At 66.7% G+C, this 18,675-nt stretch carries 18 protein-coding genes and 1 tRNA gene; 5 read left to right on the forward strand and 14 right to left on the reverse strand.

Going from position 1 to position 18,675, the window contains the following annotated elements; genetic code table 11:
* Positions 1 to 57: 57 nt before the first annotated feature.
* The 8 genes from DK26_RS22355 to DK26_RS22390 all read right to left on the reverse strand — a co-directional run bounded on the left by DK26_RS22355 (position 58) and on the right by DK26_RS22390 (position 6,956).
* Positions 58 to 963: a TIGR01459 family HAD-type hydrolase gene (locus DK26_RS22355; protein ID WP_066477259.1), complete on the reverse strand. Its 906-nt coding sequence runs from the start codon at positions 961 to 963 to the stop codon at positions 58 to 60.
* Positions 941 to 1,777 carry a phosphonate ABC transporter, permease protein PhnE gene (gene phnE, locus DK26_RS22360; protein ID WP_083533470.1) on the reverse strand — a complete coding sequence of 279 codons (837 nt, stop codon included), beginning with the start codon at positions 1,775 to 1,777 and terminating at the stop codon, positions 941 to 943. The genes DK26_RS22355 and phnE (DK26_RS22360) overlap by 23 nt, the downstream gene beginning before the upstream one ends.
* Positions 1,774 to 2,580, reverse strand: a complete 807-nt coding sequence (gene phnE / locus DK26_RS22365) for a phosphonate ABC transporter, permease protein PhnE (protein WP_066477261.1) — start codon at positions 2,578 to 2,580, stop codon at positions 1,774 to 1,776. The genes phnE (DK26_RS22360) and phnE (DK26_RS22365) overlap by 4 nt, the downstream gene beginning before the upstream one ends.
* The gene (gene phnC / locus DK26_RS22370; RefSeq protein ID WP_066477263.1) at positions 2,577 to 3,416 is read right to left on the reverse strand and encodes a phosphonate ABC transporter ATP-binding protein; all 840 of its coding nucleotides are present in this window, start codon (positions 3,414 to 3,416) and stop codon (positions 2,577 to 2,579) included. Before phnC ends, phnE (DK26_RS22365) begins: the two co-directional genes overlap by 4 nt.
* The gene (phnD, locus tag DK26_RS22375; RefSeq protein WP_066477268.1) at positions 3,416 to 4,405 is read right to left on the reverse strand and encodes a phosphate/phosphite/phosphonate ABC transporter substrate-binding protein; all 990 of its coding nucleotides are present in this window, start codon (positions 4,403 to 4,405) and stop codon (positions 3,416 to 3,418) included. The genes phnC and phnD overlap by 1 nt, the downstream gene beginning before the upstream one ends.
* Positions 4,406 to 4,493: 88 nt before the next feature.
* Positions 4,494 to 5,279: a DeoR/GlpR family DNA-binding transcription regulator gene (locus DK26_RS22380; RefSeq protein ID WP_066477270.1), complete on the reverse strand. Its 786-nt coding sequence runs from the start codon at positions 5,277 to 5,279 to the stop codon at positions 4,494 to 4,496.
* Between the two features lie 218 nt (positions 5,280 to 5,497).
* Positions 5,498 to 6,400, reverse strand: a complete 903-nt coding sequence (locus tag DK26_RS22385; RefSeq protein ID WP_184231689.1) for a hypothetical protein — start codon at positions 6,398 to 6,400, stop codon at positions 5,498 to 5,500.
* A gap of 205 nt (positions 6,401 to 6,605) precedes the next feature.
* The gene (locus DK26_RS22390) at positions 6,606 to 6,956 is read right to left on the reverse strand and encodes a hypothetical protein (RefSeq protein WP_066477274.1); all 351 of its coding nucleotides are present in this window, start codon (positions 6,954 to 6,956) and stop codon (positions 6,606 to 6,608) included.
* A 147-nt stretch (positions 6,957 to 7,103) separates the two neighbouring features.
* Between DK26_RS22390 and DK26_RS22395 the strand changes: the two genes are divergently transcribed.
* Positions 7,104 to 7,424, forward strand: a complete 321-nt coding sequence (locus DK26_RS22395; protein WP_066477278.1) for a hypothetical protein — start codon at positions 7,104 to 7,106, stop codon at positions 7,422 to 7,424.
* 19 nt (positions 7,425 to 7,443) lie between these two features.
* On the opposite strand, the gene DK26_RS22400 is transcribed toward DK26_RS22395, so the two are convergent.
* Complete coding sequence (locus DK26_RS22400) at positions 7,444 to 11,817, reverse strand: autotransporter-associated beta strand repeat-containing protein (protein WP_083533471.1); 4,374 nt, start codon at positions 11,815 to 11,817, stop codon at positions 7,444 to 7,446.
* A 716-nt stretch (positions 11,818 to 12,533) separates the two neighbouring features.
* Positions 12,534 to 12,609 (reverse strand) — tRNA-Ala (locus DK26_RS22405).
* 110 nt (positions 12,610 to 12,719) lie between these two features.
* Here DK26_RS22405 and DK26_RS22410 point away from each other — a divergent pair.
* From DK26_RS22410 to DK26_RS29920, 4 genes are all read left to right on the forward strand, one after another.
* Positions 12,720 to 13,010: a YggT family protein gene (locus DK26_RS22410; protein ID WP_066477285.1), complete on the forward strand. Its 291-nt coding sequence runs from the start codon at positions 12,720 to 12,722 to the stop codon at positions 13,008 to 13,010.
* A 4-nt stretch (positions 13,011 to 13,014) separates the two neighbouring features.
* Positions 13,015 to 13,329: a DUF167 family protein gene (locus DK26_RS22415; RefSeq protein ID WP_066477286.1), complete on the forward strand. Its 315-nt coding sequence runs from the start codon at positions 13,015 to 13,017 to the stop codon at positions 13,327 to 13,329.
* A gap of 70 nt (positions 13,330 to 13,399) precedes the next feature.
* Positions 13,400 to 14,095, forward strand: a complete 696-nt coding sequence (locus tag DK26_RS22420) for a carbonic anhydrase (RefSeq protein ID WP_066477709.1) — start codon at positions 13,400 to 13,402, stop codon at positions 14,093 to 14,095.
* A 300-nt stretch (positions 14,096 to 14,395) separates the two neighbouring features.
* Positions 14,396 to 15,076: a cold-shock protein gene (locus DK26_RS29920; RefSeq protein WP_066477287.1), complete on the forward strand. Its 681-nt coding sequence runs from the start codon at positions 14,396 to 14,398 to the stop codon at positions 15,074 to 15,076.
* Positions 15,077 to 15,425: 349 nt separating this feature from the next.
* Here the strand turns inward: DK26_RS29920 and bfr are convergent, their stop codons facing one another.
* The 4 genes from bfr to DK26_RS22445 form a co-directional block, all read right to left on the reverse strand.
* A complete protein-coding gene (gene bfr, locus DK26_RS22430) occupies positions 15,426 to 15,914 on the reverse strand; it encodes a bacterioferritin (protein WP_066477288.1) in 489 nt (162 codons plus the stop codon).
* Between the two features lie 111 nt (positions 15,915 to 16,025).
* On the reverse strand, positions 16,026 to 16,313 hold the full coding sequence (locus DK26_RS22435; protein ID WP_066477292.1) for a (2Fe-2S)-binding protein: 288 nt from the start codon (positions 16,311 to 16,313) through the stop codon (positions 16,026 to 16,028).
* Positions 16,310 to 16,843, reverse strand: a complete 534-nt coding sequence (gene irrA, locus DK26_RS22440; RefSeq protein WP_066477294.1) for an iron response transcriptional regulator IrrA — start codon at positions 16,841 to 16,843, stop codon at positions 16,310 to 16,312. Before irrA ends, DK26_RS22435 begins: the two co-directional genes overlap by 4 nt.
* Before the next feature lie 168 nt (positions 16,844 to 17,011).
* Positions 17,012 to 18,595 (reverse strand): DHA2 family efflux MFS transporter permease subunit, encoded by a 1,584-nt coding sequence (locus DK26_RS22445; protein WP_066477711.1) that lies wholly within the window; start codon positions 18,593 to 18,595, stop codon positions 17,012 to 17,014.
* Positions 18,596 to 18,675 lie beyond the last annotated feature (80 nt).

Raw genomic sequence — 18,675 nt, forward strand, 5'->3', positions numbered from 1 at the left:
CGGGGGTGAACCATTTCTGGCCGGGCGATGGGCCTGAGACGTCCGAGGGGGCCGGCTCTAATCCCACTGGAACCAGGGCAGGGCGAATTGCGGCGCGAGGCCTTCGCGCGCGAAGAGGCGCCGACAGCTGTCGGGTTCGATCTCGCCTGTCGCCGACCAGCGCAGCTCGCCGCGATGAATGCCTCCGGCGATGAAGGCTGAGTCGATCCCGACGCCTGCCGCGCCGGCGACATCGTGCTCGAGCGAGTCGCCGATGGCCAGTAGCCGGGCGGCAGGGATGCCCGACAGGCGCAGGCAGGTCCGGTAGATACGCGCATGCGGCTTGCCGTGGTAATGGACCGCCCCGCCCATCCCCTCATAGGCCAGGGCGACGTGGCCCGGCGCCTCGTGGAGATGGCCGTCGGCGTGGACGCGGTGGCGGTCGGGATTGGCGCAGATCATCGGGATGCCGCGGGCGGCGGCCCGTTCGAGCAAGGGTCGCCAGCCGGCGACAGACTGGGTCGGCGGCTCCATGCTCATCAGCAGGATGAAATCGGCGGCGCCGGGATCGTCGGTCGGCGTCAGCCCGAGGCCGTCGGCAAGGCGCTCCTCGCCCGGCCGCACCAGCAGCAGGCAGTTGCGGCCGAGCCCGCGATAGACCGGTTCGCCGCCCGCCATCAGGGCGTCGCGCGCATCGTCCCCAGCCGAGACCACATGATCGTAGAGAGCGCGGGGGAAGCCGAGTCTCGCCAGCGTCGCCTCGTTCTCGCTGCCGGGCTTGCCGGAGTTCGAGAGGATGATCACGGCCTTGTCGGCCTGCCTGATGCGTTCGAGGCAGGCCAGCGACTTCGGATAGGGCGCGCTGCCGTCATGCAGCACGCCCCATTGGTCGAGCAGGAAACCGTCATAGCGCGAGACCAGACCGCCGATGCCGGCCGGAAAATCGGTGAGGCTGAGGCGCTCAGACGATGCGGGAACGGACATAGGCGGAGAGCGCTTCGCTGAGGATGACGATGCCGAGGATGGCGATCAGGATGACGATGGCCTGCGACCAGGCGAACTGGTTGATCGAGGCGTAGAGCAGGAGACCGATACCGCCGGCACCGACGAAGCCGAGCACGCTGGATTCGCGGACATTGATGTCCCAGCGATAGATCGTGGTGCCAATCAGCACCGGGAGGATCTGCGGCAGGATCGCGACAGCGTAGACCTGGAAGGTGCGGGCGCCGGAGGCCTCGACCGCCTCGATCTGTCCGGCGTCGACCTCCTCGATTGCCTCGGCGACGAGCTTGGCGATGAAGCCGATCGAGCGCGCCGCGACGGCGCAGATGCCGGCGACCGGGCCCGGCCCGAAGATGGCGACGAAGAGCAGGCCCCAGATCACCGTATTGATCGAGCGCGAGAGCACGAGGATCGCGCGCCCGATCAGCCAGCTGCCCTGGTTCAGCGTGGTGTTGCGCGCGGCGAGGAAGGCGACGGGCAGGGCGAAGACCACGGCGATCATCGTTCCGAGCGTCGCGATATGCAGCGTTTCGATCAGCGGCTGGACGATGCGCGGGAAATAGGACCAGCGCGGCGGCCACATGCGCGCGATCAGGTCGGCCGCCTGCTCGTGCGCATCGGCGAAGAAGGCCCATTCGATGTCGAGCGCCGAGACCGACCAGGCGGCGGCGAACGCGATGCCGCCGAGCCAGAGCCAGTGGACGAGGCGCTCCTTGAACGAGTAGCGCTCCCAGCTGTCCGGGTAGAGGCGCGCCGGCACCGGCGTGCCGCGCGGCTCGGGCTGGTGCACGGTCATCTCAGCCTCCGCCGTGCCCAGTCGCTGAACCATTCGCCGAAGGCGACCATGGCGGCGATGGTCAGCAGGATGGCGCTGGCGAAATCGAAATCGTAGCGCGAGAACGAGGCCGACAGGGTCTGGCCGATGCCGCCGGCGCCGACGATGCCGATCACGGTCGAATGGCGCAGATTGGAATCGAGCCGGTAGATCAGCACGCCGAGCGTCTTGACCAGGACCTGCGGCACCACGGCATAGCCAAAAATCTGGCTGAAGCTCGCGCCGGTGGCGCGGATCGCCTCGACCGGGCCGGGCTTCATGTTTTCGATGTCCTCGGCCAGCATCTTGCCGAGGAAGATCGCCGAGGAGAAGGCGAGCGTCAGCAGCCCGGCGACGGGGCCGAAGCCGAAGAGCTTGACGAAGAAGATCGCGATGATGACCTCGTGAAAGGTCCGCCCGACCACGATCAGCCCGCGCGCCGCCAGGTAGAGCGGGCGCGGTGAGAGATTGGCCGCGGCGGCGATGCCGATCGGGATCGAGAGCACGGCACCGACGATCGTCGCGGCGATGGCGATCTGCACGCTCTCGACCATGCCGGTGAGCAAGAGCTGCCAGCGGCTGAAATCCGGCGGGACCATCCGCTCCAGGATGTTCCAGGCCCGCGGCAGGCCGGCGAGGATGCGGGCGGTGTCGACGTTCAGCGTCGATAGCGACCAGGTCAGATACGCCGCGAGCGCGAGCCAGAAGGCGAGCCGGCGCCCGGGGCTGCCGAAGATGCTCGGCGCCTGCCAGCGCGCCGGATGGTGCGAAGCCGGTGCGCTCACGGCCGCATGCCGATCAGCGCGGGTTCGTCATCGTCCTCGCTCGGCGCGGGGGCCCAGTCCTCAGCGCCGTAAATCTCGGTGAGCGCCGCTTCGGTGAGCGCCGAAGCCTCCGCGTCGAAGACGACGATGCCGTCGCGCAGGCCGATGATGCGGTCGGCATAGGCGCGGGCGAGGGCGACGTCGTGGATGTTGATGATCGCTGGGGTCTGGCGCTCGGCGACGAGTTCGCGCACCAGCCGCATGATCTGGCGCGAGGTCTTGGGATCGAGGCTCGCAGTCGGCTCGTCGAGCAGCAAGAGGTCCGGCCGCTGCATCAGCGCGCGGGCGATGCCGACACGCTGGCGCTGGCCGCCGGAAAGGGCGTCGGCGCGCTGGTTGTGATAGCCGTCGAGCCCGACGCGGTCGAGCAATGCGAAGGCGGCCTGGATGTCCTCCGGCGGGAAGCGCCAGCGCAGCGAGGCGATGAGCCCGACATAGCCGAGCCGCCCGGAGAGCACGTTCTGCATCACGCTCAGCCGCTCGACCAGATTGTACTCCTGGAAGATCATGCCGATGCGGCGCCGGGCCGCGCGCAGGCCCTTGCGGTCGAGCGCGACGATATCCTCGCCGTTGAGCAGGATGCGCCCGGCCGTCGGCTCGACGAGCCGGTTGATGCAGCGGATGAAGGTGCTCTTGCCGGCGCCGGAGGAGCCGATCACCGCAACGAGTTGCGGCCGGTCGATGACGACATCGATGCCGCCAAGCGCCTTCTTGCCGGTCGGGTAGACCTTGGTCAGCCCTTCGACGGCGAGGAGCGGAGAGGCGCCGCCCGTCGCCGCATGGAAGCCGTCAGACATCAGTCGCCCTTCAGCTTGGCGAGGCCGTCCTGGGTATAGCTGATGCCGCTTTCGCGCTGGATGACGATGATGTCCGACCAAGCGGCCTTGTAGCTCAGCTCCTTGAAGCCCTTTGTGTCCTTGAACTCCTTGGCGAGCCCGGACTTCAGGAAGTCGAAGGAGAGGAAGGCTTCCTTGATCTTGGCCTGGAGCTCAGGGTTGAGGTCATGGGCGATGCCGAAGGCGGTGCGCGGGAAGGGCGCGGATTCGTAGACGATGCGGATGTCGTCGCGCTTGAACATGCCGCGATCAGCCATGCGCTCAAGCACGCTGGAGGCGATGGGGGCGGCGTCATAGTCCTTATTGACCACGCCCATGATCGAATTGTCGTGCTTGCCGGAATAGAGGACCTCGTAGTCCTTGCCGGGCACGATGCCCTTCTCCTTGAACAGGATGCGCGGCGCCGTGTCGCCGGAGTTCGAGGAGGGCGCGACATGGGCGACGCGCTTGCCCTTGAGGTCGGCGATCGATTGGATCGGGCTGCCCTTGGGTACGATCAGCTGCAGCGTATAGCCGATCGAGTTGTCGTGCTTTTCCATCGCGACGATCGGCCGGAAGCCGGCGAGGTTGACCGCGAAGGGGGTCGGCCCGCTGGCGACGCCGGCAATGTGCAGGCGGCCGGAGCGCATCGCCTCGACCTGCGCCGCATAGGATTCGGCGCCGAACCATTTGACCTTCTTGCCAGTGATCTTGGACAGATGGGCCAGGAAGTCGGCGAAGACGTTCTCGTAGACCGACGGGTCCTCGACCGGCGTGTAGGAGAAGATCAGCGTGTCCGGATCCTTCTGCCGCGCCTTGTCCGCCGGTATGTCGGCGAGCAGATCGCCATCGGCGTCGCAATAGCGGGCATCGAGCGTGCCACGGTTGGGGCAATTCTGCGCCTGTGCCGGGTTCGCCAGGCCGAAGCCGAGCGCGATCAGGCAAAGCGACGCGATCTTGGCGCGTAGCATGGCAACCTCCCTGGAAGCGGCGCTCCGTTGATCGGGCGCATGTAATATTTCTTACACCCTGATCAAAATTGGCCGGCTAAGCAAGGCTTTACGCGACCAGCCAGGCGATTCCTGCGCGTTGCCAGGCCTCGCGCAGGCGTGCCGGCGGCTCGGCATCGGTAACGATCATGCTGAAGGCTTTGGGATCGGCGATCCGCGCCGTGCCGGTCTGGTCGAATTTCGAGGCGTCCGCGACCCCGAGGACCTGGGCGGAGCGACTGATCGCGGCCTGGCGCACGGCTATCTTCTCGAGGTCGAAATCCATCGGCGCGCCATCGTCGTCGAAGCCGCCGAAACCCAGAACGGCATAATCGAAGCGGAAGCCCATGATGCAGGCGATCGCCGCCTGGCCGACCAGCGAGCCATTGGCGCCGCGGGTGCTGCCGCCGGTGACGACGACGTCGAAAATGCCGTGATTGCAGAAGATCTGCGCGACGGAGACGCTCGAGGTCACCACGCGCAAGCCGGGTTTCTCCAGCAGGGCCCGCGCCACGGCCTCGACCGTCGTGCCGACATCGAGGAAGATGGAGGCGCCCGCCGGCACGATCTCGGCGACGGCTACGCCGATGCGCTGCTTGCCCTGCGGCGCCACCATCAGCTTCTGGGCATAGGCCGAGCGATAACCGCCGGAGGCGAGGCCCGCGCCGCCATGGAAGCGCTGCAGAAAGTTGCTGGCCTGCAACTGGATGATGTCCCGGCGAACCGTCTGCGCGGAGACGCCGAAGCGCTCCGCCAGGGTCTCGATGGTGGTGAAGCCGACCTGCTGGACGATTGCGAGAATCTGCTGCTGGCGTGGCGTCAGGCTCTTGGCGATGGAGGCATCTTCGTTGGTCATGGGCGTGCCGGCAGTCCGCTCGCTGGGTGGTTCCCTGCTCAGCTCCAGCCTATGCGCCATAGCTGAGCGCCGCCTCGCCCTGGAGGGGCGACGCTCCCATCGAGACGCTTCAGGCGTCCCTTGTCCAGCACAACCTCTGAGCCGGCGGCCGATATCTCGCCTGGGCGGCTGGGGAACGTGGCCTGAGGCAGCAAAACACGCGCGTCAGGAAGCTCGGATCAGAAGGTCCAGCCGATATCGAGCTGCACGAGGTGGCGGCTGAAATTGGTCAGGTCGAGCCTGCCCGGCTGGCCGTTCTCCTCGCCATAGACCTGAACGTTGTAGGCCAGCGAGACCGCGAGCTGCTCGGTCGCCTGCCAGTAAATGCCCGGGCCGACGAAGGTGGCGTGCCCGGCGAGCTTGCCAAAGCCGAGCGTGTCGTGCTGGCGCATATGGCGCACCTCGCCGCTCAGATAGACATCCTCGACGACCTGCCAGGCGAGCGCCCCGCCAATGACGGAAGTCGAGGCCCGTTGATGCGGCGAGGGGCCGGACCAGATCAGATTGTGCGACAGGTTGAAGGCGGCATGGAGCGTGTCGGGGATCAGGACCTTGTCGGCGAGCAGGCGCATCGTGGTGTTGTAGGTCGAGAAGCGGCCCTCGCCATGGCTCTCGTTGCGCTCAAGCCCGGCATCTATGCCCATCGTCAAGCCAAGGCCATGGCGGCCATGGCTGAGCAGGCGATAACGCGCCTCGAAGCCGCCGCCATAGGCCTTGTCCTTGAGCCCCTGACGCTCGATCTGCGAACGCGTCGTGCCGCCGAGCAGATAGGGACTGACCTCCAGGCAAGGCAGCAGGCCGTAGGAGCCCTGCAGCATTGCGCCGCGGCCCATGGAGCGGCCGCGACGGACGCCGCCATCGGCATGGAGCGTCAGGCCGAGGCTACCGCGGCCGAGATCGGCGATGCCGGAACCGTCGGTGAAGCCGAAGGCGTCGGTCGGGGCGTCATCGTCATTGTCGCAGACCGAGTTCGCCGTCTTCGGATCGGGCCTGCCTTCGATCGCTTGAGCGGTCGTGAAGGTGGAGAGGACACCGATTGCGAGACCGGTAGCCAATGCGCCGAGAGAAGGGAAGTTCGCCAAGATCATGTATCCGCCATGTCAACCTGAAGGCTGCCATGGCGGGTACGGTCCTAAACCGGCGTGAAAATCAGCACGGCCAGCATAGGCGCGGGCCGAAACCCGCCCCGTTTTCGTCGCAGCGGTTAACAGATCGCTTGCAGTCGATGTCGTCTTGTCGGGATCGGCGCCGCAATTCGCCGATCCCCTTGCGTGAACGGTGTCGGAACTAGCGCGACACGCCGCTGCAGCATCTCGTATTGCTGCTGCGTGACGAAGGGCGGGAATTGCCGAACTGGATTGCGGGTCCGTAGCGCCTGCGATCCGCTTCCATGCGGCGCCTATCCTCTGCGTTGCGTCTGGCAAAGGCCTGTTCGGCCCTGTAACGCGGGGTGTCGCGGACATTGTAGCTCCGGCTCGGTACCGTCGAGGTCGGTCGCCATTGCTGCGTCTGCTTCAACCTGATCTGGGCGCTCGCCTCACTGGGCAGGGCGAGGCCGCCCAAGGCGAGCACGACGGCGGCGAGAAGCGCGCCGCCGGACAGGGCGCGGGCGGTGCGGGGCAAGCTGGTCGGCTTCATCTGTCACTCCATGGTCGGCGGTCCACAGAGCTAGCCGCTGCCTTCGCGCTGCGCTTCACCAGAACGGGGGAAGCGGCGCGAGCGATGCCGGGTCAGACTGGCGGCGAGAGGGCTGCACAACGCAGCGCCTTGAGTGGATGGGTGGACATGGCGCCGGTTTTTCTCGCCCTCGGGCTGCTCGTGTTCACGCAGACCTCGCCGGCGGAGGGACAGGCGAACTGCATCCGTGCCGGCGAACCTTCTTTCACGGGCAACAAGACCTTGGTGAACAGCTGCGGGCGGAGCGTCACCATCAGCTACAGCGACGATTTTTCCTGCGGGCCCGGCAAGGGGGGCTGCACGGTTCAGATCCGCGCCGGAAAGTCCGCAGTCATCTCGACACCGGCCGGGCAGGGCAATTCCTGGATCGCCTGCTGGGGCAGCAAGCGACCGCGCCCGGGCGCCGGCGGCGCTGTCCTCTGCGAGTGAGCGCGGCCTCCGCCCGAGATCAGAAGCTGATCCTGAGCTGGGCCGACCCACCGATGCGGCTGCCGCGGTCGGAGAGTTCGCCATCGAGGTTCAGGCCGAGCGAGACGCGCTCGCTGAGCTTTGCCGCGACACCGGCGCTGACGAGCGCGCTGTTGCGGCCGATCTCGGCGCCGGTCACCGCGAAGCTCGCGCCCGGCAACCCGGTCAGGCTCGCGGTCAGCCCGGCGTCGCGCTGGAAGTAATGCGCCCAGGCGGCTCGGACATAGCCGGTGACGGGAACGCCGGCGAGCGCGCTGTCGGCATCGAGCTGCAGGCCGAGCTCGCTGCGGCTGGTGACATCGCTGCGCCGCGCCAGCGCGAGCGCGCCATTGCTGGCGCCGGCCCAGTTCGCCTCGGCCACGGCCGGGCTGCGTGCGCGGGTCGCCTGAAGCGCTGCCAGCGGCGAGAGCGCAAGTCCGTTCCAGGCGAAGAGGGCGGTGCTCGCCTGCAGGCGCCCGCTCCAGGCGGTGGTGTCATAGGAGGAGGCGAGGCTGGAGCCGAGCGCAGGAATGCTGCGCCTGACATCGTTGTCGAGCCTTGCATAGCTCAGCGCCCCGCCGAGCTTGACCGGGCCGAGCCGGGTCACGCCATAGAGGCCGGCCTGGAACACGTCGGCATCGATGCTGCCGAGCACGCCCGGCAGCGAGGCACGCGCCTTGCCGCCGGAGACCGCGATGCCGGCCACGGTGCCGGGCATCAGCCGGATGTCGAGACCCGTCGCCAGATGCGCGCTGTCGATGGTGCGCTTGGCGGTGCCGATCGCGGCGTTGCCGTCGTCTGCGCCATAGGAGCCATAGGCCGAGCCCCAGACCGAGTAGAAGGGGGCGTCGAGCCGGGAAGGGGCGGCGGGCTCGTCGGCCTCTTTGCGCACGAGGCCGGAGAAAGCGGCGCCACCCGGTCCGGCGCTGCCGGCTTCCAGTCGACCGGCCGCCATCGGGTCGAGCATCGTCCGCAGGAACTGATCGGAGGCGATATGGGCCATCGCCGGCGCGGCGCTGTGGATCTCGCCCGACAGGCTGTTCACCGCAGCCGGGATCGCCGCCGCCGACAGGTTGTAGATGCCGAACAGCGAGGACGGGTCGCCGCCATTGGCAATCGCCTTGTCGATGGACTTCGCGATCGCATAGGCGTTGGCGGGTGCCGTCACGCCGATGATCCTCGGCCCGGCAGGCGGAGGCGTTGGGTCGACCGTGGGCGGTGTTGGCTCTGGCGGGGTGACCGGGACATCGGGGCCGGGCTCGGGCGGGGTCAACGGCTTGGGAGCCAGGGTCAGCTGGACGTCGCCCGAGGTGTAGCCCACGGTGACGATCACGCCGTCTCCGAAGGGATTGGCGATGGTGTCGAAGCGCGTGCCGCCGAGCCCGCCTGTGGCGGACAGAAGCGTGTAGGGCGAGGAGAAGCGATAGGCACCGCCCAGCCCGACGAGCTGCAATGTGCCGGCGAGCGACGCCGTGCCCGCGACATCGGCCCGGTCGGCGCTCGCGCCCTGGATCTCGGCGCGATAGGTCGAGCCGGCCGTGAAGGCGAGGCTGCCGCCGATGGCGATGGTGCCGACCGAATTGCCGGGCGACAGCGTGCCGCCATTGATCTGGGTGGTCGTCACCGTGCCGTTGCCGCCCAGCGTTCCGCCGGGGTTCACCGTCACCTGCGAGGAGGCGCTGAGCACGCCGTTGACCGACAAGGTGCCGGCATTCACCGTGGTGGCGCCAGTATAGCCATGGTTCCCGGTGAGGACGAGCTCGCCCGTGCCTTCCTTGCGCAGGGTGCCGGAGCCGGAGATCGCGCCCGTCTGCGTCACCTGCCCAGCTCGGTCAAAGACAAGCGCGCCGCCGTTGTTGACCGCACCGCTGCCGAGCGTGCCGGTCGTGCCGCCATCGCCGACCTGCAGCGTCCTGCCGTTGTCGATGGTGGTCAGGCCGGTGCGGGTGTTGTTGCCGGTGAGGACGGTTGTGCCGGTACCGAGCTGCCGAAGCTCGCCGCTGCCGCCAATTGCGTTGGAAACGACGTACGTATTGCTCCGGTTCAGGTACAGCAGACCGTCGTTCGTCACTGCGCCGGAGCCGAGACTGCCGGTCGTGCCGCCGGAGCCGACCTGGATCCCGCCGCTCGCCGAGATGTGGGTTGTGCCGCTATAAGTATTCGCCCCCGTCAGGATCGCTCCGCCTGAACTGACATTGAGCGAGCCGGTGCCACCGATGGCGTTGGCGATCGTGATTGTGCCGCCAACCACCGCCCGATTGACGACGAGGACACCATTGTTCGTCACCGCGCCGCTGCCGAGCGTGCCGGTCGTGCCGCCATTGCCGATCTGTAGCGTCGAACCGGTGCTGACTGTCGTCGTGCCGGTGTAAAGATTTGCGCCCGTCAGGATCAGCGTGCCACCGCCCGACTGGGTCAGGGAGCCCGAGCCGCTGATGACGCCGCTGAAGGTAACGTTGTCCGAGCGGTTGAAGGCCAAAGCGGAGTTGTTCACGACGTTGCCGGAGATCGAGCCGGTCGTGCCGCCACTGCCGATCTGCAGGGTGCCCGCCGAAATGGTGGTGCCGCCGGAATAGGTGCTCGTGCCGGTCAGGATCGTGGTGCCGGTACCAAGCTGCTGCAGGCTACCGGAACCGGTGATCGCATTGGACACGACATGAATGTCGGTCCGGTCGAAGGCGAGGGTTCCGCTGTTCGAGACGCTGCCGGTGCCGAGCGAGCCGGTCGTGCCGCCATTGCCGATCTGCAGGGTGCCCGCCGAAATGGTGGTGCCGCTGCCATAGGCGTTCGTGCCGGTCAGAATCGTGGTGCCGGTTCCCAGCTGCTGCAGGCTACCGGAGCCGGCGATCGCGTTGGAAACGACATGGATGTCGGTCCGGTCGAACGCCAGGGTTCCGCTGTTCGTGACCGCGCCGGTGCCGAGGGTGCCGCTCGTGCCGCCATCGCCGACCTGCAGTGTACTGCCGCTACTGACGGTCGTCGTGCCGGTGTAGCTGTTGTTCCCGGTCAGGACAGCCGTGCCGGTGCCGCTCTGCCGAAAGGTGCCGCTGCCGCTGATATCGTTGGCGATGACGTGCCGATTTGTGCGGGCCGCCACTAATTGCCCGTCGTTCGTCACCGCGCCGGTGCCGAGAGTCCCGGTAGCGCTGTGATAGCCGATCGCGATACCGCTGTTCGTTCCGATGGTCGTCGTGCCGGAATAGGTGTTGTCAGCCGTCAGGTAGATGCCGCCGCCGATGACGTTGAGCGAGCCCGCGCCGCTGATCGCGCTGGCGACGTCGCGAATAATCGCGATCGACGAGAATTTGAAAGCGAGCACGCCGTCATTGATGATCGCGCCGCTGCCGAGCGTGCCGGCCGCGCCGCCATCGCCCACCTGCAGCGTCGAGCCGGTGGTGATGGTGGTTCCGCCAGACCAGCCGTTCGTGCCGGTCAGAATCAGCGTGCCGCCGCCGGACTGGGTGACGCTGCCCGAGCCGGTGATGTTGCCGGCGAAGGTGACGCTGTCCGAACGATTGAATGTCAAGGCGGCGTTGTTCGTGACGTTGCCGGTGATCGAACCGGTCGCGCCGCCATCGCCGATCTGCAGGGTGCCCGCCGAAATCGTGGTTCCGCCGGAATATGTGTTCGTGCCGGTGAGCGTCAGCGTGCCCGTGCCCTCCTTCGCGACGGCCAGCGTGCCGGCGCCGACCTCTGAATAGATCGCGCCCGAATAGGTGGTCGATTCGTTGAGGCCGCCGATGGTCAGCGTCGTGTTGCTGGCGGACCAGTTCCTGACGACGCCCCCGCCGCTCAGCGAGCCCAGGGTGACGGCATTCGCCGTATCAAACAGAGCGATCTGCCCGCTGGTGCCGGTCACGAAACGCGACATCCCGCCGACCGAACTGTCGCGGAACTGGATGTTGCCGGTGGTCAGGGTGTAGGTGACGTTGCTGCCGCTTGCCGCCGTGCCGTAGAAGAAGAAGGCGTTGCCGCCGACGTTGATCGTCTGGGTGCTGGCTGAGGCGTTTGAGATATCGCCAAATACCTGCATGCTCTGGCCGAGCGTGAGAGTGTAGGCGGCGGCGCCGGCATCGTATCTTATCCCGCCAAGAGAGGTATTTGCCGAGACCGACAATGCGGATGGCGCAGTCGTCCCAGCAAAGACGGCAGTGTCGCTGCTACTGCCCGGAGCCACGCCGGAAACCCAGTTCGCGCCGGCGTTGAAATCCACGCCCGGGCCGTTCCAGGTCTGATCCGCAGCTAGAACCTGGCCAGGCTGGAGCAGCAGCACGCCGGCGATGACGCCGGTTGCCAGCGCGCTCGCCGTAGGCCGGGGGCGGGGGGCGACGAGAGCGGTCGTGTGGCGCAGACTACGCTTCAGATGGGAAGGCATCGGTCCTCGGTAGGCATCGGCTGCCACCTGCGGACGGTGACGTAACTGTCACTCTGAGGCGCCAGGTGATTCGCGTACACCCGGTGAGGCGTCGGAATTGGTTCGATGTCGCAGCTTTTCGCTACGTTGTTGCGCATGGGCAACGTGCGGCCGGGCTCGGCTGGAGGTGCTGGATGGGCGCGTTCGGAAACTCGCGGCGGGCTATCGGGCTCGCGCGTTTCGATGTGTTCACGGATCGAGAGAGGCCCAGGCCAAGGGGCGGCATGGCCGATCTCGACTGGTAAGCCGCCGCCGTGATGGGGAATGGAGCGGGCGGAACGGTGCTGCCCCGCCGCCGCACCGAGGGGTACTCGGTCGTCGCCTGCTTCACCCGCGTCGAGATGCATCTAGGCTGTCGGCGGGGCGCTGGTCGAGCGCTCTTCCGAGGTAGCCCCAAAGCAAATTCTCCGGCAGCCGGGGGAGCGCCAGATCGGCGGAGCATGTCCCCAGTCATCTCCCGGAGTGCCGCGCGGGTGCCGAAACGAGCCGTCGGGCTGAAAGCAGCGCAGAGGCAGCGGGATCGGATTCGAATCTGTGGCGCGCCCGTCGAGCGCCGCCCACGCCAGCGCGTGCCCTATCCGCCTGCCTATGGCAGCCAGGTGGAGGGATCGATGTTCGGGCCGGTGTTTTCAGGCTTCGGAAAAATCCACCAATTCCAATGCGCTAGGCAGGAAATTTGGTGGAGCTGAGGGGATTCGAACCCCTGACCTCTGCAGTGCGATTGCAGCGCTCTCCCAACTGAGCTACAGCCCCGAAGCGCTGGCCTTCTAGGCCCTGCGTCGCGTTCCTGTCAATCGCTTCCGACAGGAACATTCTTCGGACGGGCGATCAGCGCGCCGGACGGTTTTCAGAGAGGTCCTTTGATGCGTTCCGTTCTCGATGTCGTGATGCTGGCGCTGAACCTCTATGTCTGGATCCTGATTGCCTCGGCCGTGCTCAGCTGGCTCATCGCGTTCAACGTCGTCAACACGCGCAACCAGTTCGTCGCCTCGGTCTGGGATTTCCTCTATCGCGTCACCGAGCCGGCGCTGCGGCCGATCCGCAACATGCTGCCCAATCTCGGCGGGATCGACATTTCGCCGATCATCCTGCTGCTCGGCATCTTCTTCATCCAGAGCGTGATCCAGCGCTACATCTACCCCAACGTCTTCTAGCCGGATGGCCGCCTGGTCCGTCACGCCGGACGGGCTTGCGATCGCGATCCGCCTGACGCCACGCGGCGGGCGTGACAGTCTCGACGGGGTCGAGACGCTGGCCGATGGCCGGCAGGTGCTGAAGGCGCGGGTCCGGGCGGCGCCGAGCGAGGGTGGGGCCAATGCGGCGCTGGTCGCGCTGCTGGCCAAGGAGTTCGGTGTTTCCCGCTCGCAGGTTTCACTGACCGCAGGCGCGAGCGCGCGCCTGAAGCGCGTCGTCATCGATGCCGATGCGACAGCATTGGCGGCGCTATTGCAGAGCCGGTTTTGCGCGATTTGATGCTGCGTTGCAGCAGAATCATGCGTTTCCGCTCTTGACGAGGGCACGCGCCTTCTGGCCCAACTGCGGCATGGAACCAGCATCTTCGCCAGCATTCCCCGAGCGCCTGACCGAGGGCTATCGTGCCTTCCTCGACGACCGTTTCGTGCGCGAGCAGAGCCGATACGAGCAGCTCGCCGAATCCGGGCAGACGCCGAAGATCATGCTGATCGGTTGCTGCGATTCGCGGGTGTCGCCGGAGGTGATCTTCGATGCGAGCCCCGGCGAGATGTTCGTCGTCCGCAACGTCGCCAATCTGGTGCCGCCTTTCTCGCCCGACGATCAGCTGCACGGAACCTCGGCAGCGCTCGAATACGGGGTGCAGGCGCTCAAGGTCGAGCATATCGTCGTGCTCGGCCATGGCCGCTGCGGTGGCATCCGCGCTTTCGCAGACGACGCGCAGGGGCCGCTCTCGCCCGGCGACTTCATCGGCAAGTGGATTACCCTGATCGAGCCGGCCGCAGTGCGTTCCGGCGGCCGCGGGCGCAACGAGAACTTCGAAAGCTATGTCGAGCGGCTGGCGCTGGCTTCGGTCCAGCAATCGCTCGCCAATCTGCGGACCTTCCCCTGCATCAGCATCCTCGAGGGCAAGGGGCGCCTGCATCTGCATGGCGCCTATTTCGCGGTCGCGACCGGCGAGCTGATGCTGCTCGATCCGCAGACCGGGCAATTCGTCCCGGCGGTCGGCGAGATGCCGAAGAAGGTCCAGTCGATCCGCTGCGATTGAAAGGCGGCGCAGAAGCGCGCTCCCGCTTACGAATTCGTGCACAGCCGTGTTCCGGGCCCGGCTTGCGAGCCCGGCCAAAAGGGCGTTTGCTCGGCAATGCAGCGTTCTGCTCCCAGGATCGGGTCCAAGATCCGGGATCGAGGCTGGCTTTCTGCCCCTGGGGAAGCGGACGGGAAGCAGGCAACGAGGTGCCGGCGGCATGGTCGGCATGCTCGATAATTTTTGCTGCGCCGACCCGATGACGAAACGTATTGCTTGCGCTAGATTGCCGCCTCCCGGTCACAAGCCTCCTGAAGTTTCATGTTCGATCGACGCAAGCCCGCCGCCCCCGCTCCCTTCGTCACGCACGAAAACATCGAAGCCAAGATCAAGTGGTTCGACCCGGAGAAGGGCTTCGGCTTTGCTTCTCCGTCGGACGGCTCTGGCGATGTCTTCGTCCACGTCTCGTCCATCGGCCCGCTCGATGCGCAGGACCTCCAGCCCGGTGCCACCATCATCGCCGATCTCGGCGAGGGGCGGCGCGGCCTGCAGGTCGTCGCGGTCCATGAGATCGATGCCTCGACCGCGACGCCGGCCGCTCCGCGTGGCGGTGGCGGCGCCCGCCCGTTTTCGCCGCGCCCGCCGCGCGATGACTTCGGAGGTGGCTACGGCGGCGGCGGTTACGATCGTGGCGGCGGTGGCGGCTACGACCGCGGTGGCTATGGCGGTGGTGGCGGCGGTTACGACCGCGGCGGCGCCGGCGGCTATGACCGCGGCGCGAGCGCGCCGATGGAAGGCCCCTATGACGGCGCGGTGAAGTTCTTCAACGCGGATCGCGGCTTCGGCTTCATCGCGCCCGACCAGGGCGGCGCGGACGTGTTCCTGCATGTCAGCTCGCTGAGCCGCAGCGGCCTGCAGCCGCCGATGGATGGGCAGCGCGTGCGCTTCTCGATCCGCGCCGGCAAGAAGGGCCCGGAAGCGGCGAACGTAAGCTACATCTGAGCGTTTCTGAGCCGTCAGGCCAGATTTTGGGGCGGCGTGCCGAGAGGCGCGCCGCCCCAAGCACGTTCAGGGGCCTTCCCTCAACGCCGAGGCCGGCGAGCAAGGATGCTAGCGAGACCAGGCTTGCCGAAGCGGTGCTGCTCGTCCCGGCCGACTGCGACGACCGTCGGACCCACAGCGGATTCCGTCAGCGCTTGCGGCCCCTCTGTGTCAGGTGCCGGCGGCAAGCGGGAGCTTGGATAGGCCGCGCTGTTGGGCGAGGAGGCCGATATCCCATCCCCCCGAAAGGGAAAGGCCGGCCCGATCGCTCGGGCCGGCCTGATGATGCCAATGCCTGTCCCGGCGAAGCTCAGTGGTCGTCGCCCTCGAGGCCGCCGACATGCTTCTGGGTGTAGAGTTCGAGGCCGATGCGGCCGATCAGGTCGAGCTGGGTCTCGAGGAAGTCGATATGGCCTTCCTCGTCCTTCATCAGCGCCTTGAACAGGTCCTCGGACGGGTAGTCGCCGACCTCGCGGCAGTACTTCGCCGCTTCCTGGTAGAGGGCGCGGGCTTCGACCTCGGCCTTGAGGTCGCACTCGATCACTTCCTTGACGTTTTCGCCGATGCGCAGCGCATCAAGGGTCTGCAGGTTCGGGAAGCCTTCGAGGAAGAGGATGCGGTCGACGAAGCGGTCGGCATGGACCATCTCCTCGATCGACTCCTTCTTCCAGGTCTTGGCCATGTCCTTCAGCCCCCAATTGTCGAGCATCCGGTAGTGCAGCCAGTACTGGTTGATGGCCGTGAGCTCGGAGCGCAGGCCCTTATTGAGGTATTCGATGACCTTCTTATCGCCCTTCATGGCAGCTTCCTTCGCGCAATGACCACATTAGAATGATCCTAATGTAGGTCCGGTATTCGCAAAAGGGAAGCGCAGAATTCGGGTGGGCGGTACCCGGAAGCGTGGCGAGGCTCAGGCGGCCTCGCGCTCCTCGACGATCTCGATCTCGGCCAGCATCAGCCCGACTGAAACATGTACCGCGCAATCGATCTCGCGGCTGGCGCAGCTGCTGCACTGGCTGGCGCATGCGGCGCGCGCCTCGGCCAGCAGGCTGCGCACCTCGCGGGCGCAGCGCCCGCAATCGGGGCTGCAGCCAAGGCAGTCATAGGCCTCGCCCGCAGTTTTCGGCCCTGAGCCGTCGGGGGCGATGGTACCTTTGATCTGCCGGCAGGACAAAACGTTGCAGGAGCAGACGATCACGCCCGGCTGCCTCCGGCGATCTTGGCGACGCTCTCCTGACCATCGGCGCGGCGCAGGCGCACGATGACCTCGACCGAAGACACGACCATGCCTTCCGGGGCCACCGGCAGGCCGGTGACCTGGATCTCCGAGCCCGGGATGTCCACGACCGTCTCGTCATCCTCATGGTAGAAATGATGGTGCTCGGAGACGTTGGTGTCGAAGAAGGTCTTCGGGCCGGAGACCGAGACCTGGCGCAGCAGACCGGCCTCGGAGAATTGCCGCAGCGTATTGTAGACGGTCGCCAGGGAGAGCGGCTCGCGGGCGCGCAGCGCCTCCTCATAGAGCATCTCGGCGCTGACATGGCGGTCGCCCTTGGCGAAGAGCAGCCAGCCCAACGCCATGCGCTGGCGGGTCGGCCGCAGGCCGACGCTGCGCAGGCGGGATTTGACGGCGCTGATCGGGCAGGCAGCCGGGGCTTTTTGGGGCCACGGAATCTGCTCGGCCTGACTGCGCGCTGCCGCGCCATCCTTCAGGGACAGAATGCTCATGAAACGCTTTCCAACTCGCATGCTCTGTTTCGCGTAGTTTAGAATATATCTAAACTACTGATATTGTTATCATTTTTGCCTTCTCGCGGCGGTCCTGTCAATTCCGGACCCCCTGCGGCAAGACGCATCAGGGGGTTGTCCACGGCGCAAGCCGCAGCGGCGGGGGCTTCAGTGGCCCGCCCCGGCGGGCGCTGCCTGCCCGGGCTTGCGCATGAACAGGGCCAGCGCGACAAGCGCGGCGAAGATGAAAGTCAAAGCGAGGAAGATGTCGCCGAAAGCCATGACCAGCGCCTGCTTGTGGGCGCGCTGGTTCATCAGCGCGAGCGCCATCGACTGGGCTGCATCGCCATAGTCGGCGAAGCGCTCCGTCAGCATGGCGAGATTCTCCTCCGCCACCTGCCGGCCGGCGGCGACGGCCTCGTGCAGACGGGCGATATGCAGGTCGGTGCGGCTGTTGAGGAAGGTGTTGATCAGGGCGAGGCCGACGGCGCCGCCGAGATTGCGCGTCAGATTGTAGAGGCCCGAAGCGTTCTTGAGCTGCTGCGGGGGCAGGGTACCGAGCGCAAGATTGTTGATCGGCACCATGCACAGCATCAGCGAGCAGCCACGTAGAATCTGTGGGATCAAGAGTTCGTGAAAATCCCAGTCGGCGGTGACGAAGGAAGCGAGCCAGGTGCCGAGCGCGAAGCCTCCGAAGCCGATCATCATCAATATGCGCGGGTCGAGCTTGGCCGAGAGCCGTCCGGCGATCGGCGCGGTCAGGAACATGGCGAGGCCGGTGACGAACATTGTCTCGCCGATCATCAGCGCGTCATAGCCGCGGATGCGCCCGAGATAGACCGGGTAGAGATAAGTCAGGCCATAGAGGCCAATGCCCATGGTGAAGGAGAACAGCGAGCCGAAGGCGAAGTTGCGGTTCCTGAAGGCGTAGAGATCGACCAGCGGGTCGTCGCGCGTCAGCGCCCGCCAGAAGAACAGCACGCAGCCGACGACCATCAGCCCGGTGAAGAAGACGATCTCATGGCTCTGGAACCAGTCGAGCCGCGTGCCTTCCTCGAGCACGTACTCCAGGCTGCCGAGGAAGGCGGCCATGCTGGCGAGGCCGAGCCAGTCGAAGCGCTTGAGCAGGCTATGGTCGGGCTTGTCGAAGTCGATCAGCGTCCAGGCGGCGATCGAGACGCCGATGCCCGGCACGACATTGATCAGGAACAGCCAGTGCCAGGAGAAGGCATGGCTGAGATAGCCGCCTATGGTCGGGCCGATAGTCGGGGCGAGCGTCGCGATCAGACCGATCAGCGGCGAGACGATCGGGCGCTTGGAGGCCGGGAAGATTGTGAAGGCGGCGGCGAAGACGCCGGGGATCATGCCGCCGCCGATGAAACCCTGCACGGCGCGCCACAGGATCATCTCGTTGATCGAGGACGACATCGCGCAGAGCACGCTCGCGACGGTGAAGCCGGCGGCGGCGATGGTGAAGAAGACGCGGGTCGAGAGCGCCCGGCTGAGATAGCCGGACAGGGGGATCATGATCACTTCGGCGATCAGATAGGCGGTCTGGACCCAGGCGATCTCGTCGGCCGAGGCCGAAAGCCCGGCCTGGATCTCGGCGAGCGAGGCCGAGACGATCTGGATGTCCAGGATCGCCATGAACATGCCGAAGACCATGGCGAGGAAGGCGAAGATGCGCCTCGCCGGAATGGCGTCGGAGGCCGGCGGGGCGCCGGCCGGGCCTACAAGGGTCGCGGTGGCCATCATGGCCTCCCTGGCTTCGGTTCTTTGCAGCCCTCATCCTGAGGAGCGGCCGTCAGGCCTCGTCTCGCAGGATGGCTCCA

The sequence above is a fragment of the Allobosea sp. WAO genome (genome assembly GCF_001509835.1).
Taxonomy (GTDB): domain Bacteria; phylum Pseudomonadota; class Alphaproteobacteria; order Rhizobiales; family Beijerinckiaceae; genus Allobosea.

Excerpts from the sequence above, each read along its gene's own strand:
- DK26_RS22355 (WP_066477259.1), bottom strand. The coding sequence starts at position 963 with ATGTCCGTTCCCGCATCGTCTGAGCGCCTCAGCCTCACCGATTTTCCG.
- phnE (WP_083533470.1), bottom strand. The coding sequence starts at position 1,777 with ATGACCGTGCACCAGCCCGAGCCGCGCGGCACGCCGGTGCCGGCGCGC.
- phnC (WP_066477263.1), bottom strand. The coding sequence starts at position 3,416 with ATGTCTGACGGCTTCCATGCGGCGACGGGCGGCGCCTCTCCGCTCCTC.
- phnD (WP_066477268.1), bottom strand. The coding sequence starts at position 4,405 with ATGCTACGCGCCAAGATCGCGTCGCTTTGCCTGATCGCGCTCGGCTTC.
- DK26_RS22380 (WP_066477270.1), bottom strand. The coding sequence starts at position 5,279 with ATGACCAACGAAGATGCCTCCATCGCCAAGAGCCTGACGCCACGCCAG.
- DK26_RS22390 (WP_066477274.1), bottom strand. The coding sequence starts at position 6,956 with ATGAAGCCGACCAGCTTGCCCCGCACCGCCCGCGCCCTGTCCGGCGGC.
- DK26_RS22395 (WP_066477278.1), top strand. The coding sequence starts at position 7,104 with ATGGCGCCGGTTTTTCTCGCCCTCGGGCTGCTCGTGTTCACGCAGACC.
- DK26_RS22400 (WP_083533471.1), bottom strand. The coding sequence starts at position 11,817 with ATGCCTTCCCATCTGAAGCGTAGTCTGCGCCACACGACCGCTCTCGTC.
- DK26_RS22410 (WP_066477285.1), top strand. The coding sequence starts at position 12,720 with ATGCGTTCCGTTCTCGATGTCGTGATGCTGGCGCTGAACCTCTATGTC.
- DK26_RS22415 (WP_066477286.1), top strand. The coding sequence starts at position 13,015 with ATGGCCGCCTGGTCCGTCACGCCGGACGGGCTTGCGATCGCGATCCGC.
- DK26_RS22420 (WP_066477709.1), top strand. The coding sequence starts at position 13,400 with ATGGAACCAGCATCTTCGCCAGCATTCCCCGAGCGCCTGACCGAGGGC.
- DK26_RS29920 (WP_066477287.1), top strand. The coding sequence starts at position 14,396 with ATGTTCGATCGACGCAAGCCCGCCGCCCCCGCTCCCTTCGTCACGCAC.
- bfr (WP_066477288.1), bottom strand. The coding sequence starts at position 15,914 with ATGAAGGGCGATAAGAAGGTCATCGAATACCTCAATAAGGGCCTGCGC.
- irrA (WP_066477294.1), bottom strand. The coding sequence starts at position 16,843 with ATGAGCATTCTGTCCCTGAAGGATGGCGCGGCAGCGCGCAGTCAGGCC.
- DK26_RS22445 (WP_066477711.1), bottom strand. The coding sequence starts at position 18,595 with ATGGCCACCGCGACCCTTGTAGGCCCGGCCGGCGCCCCGCCGGCCTCC.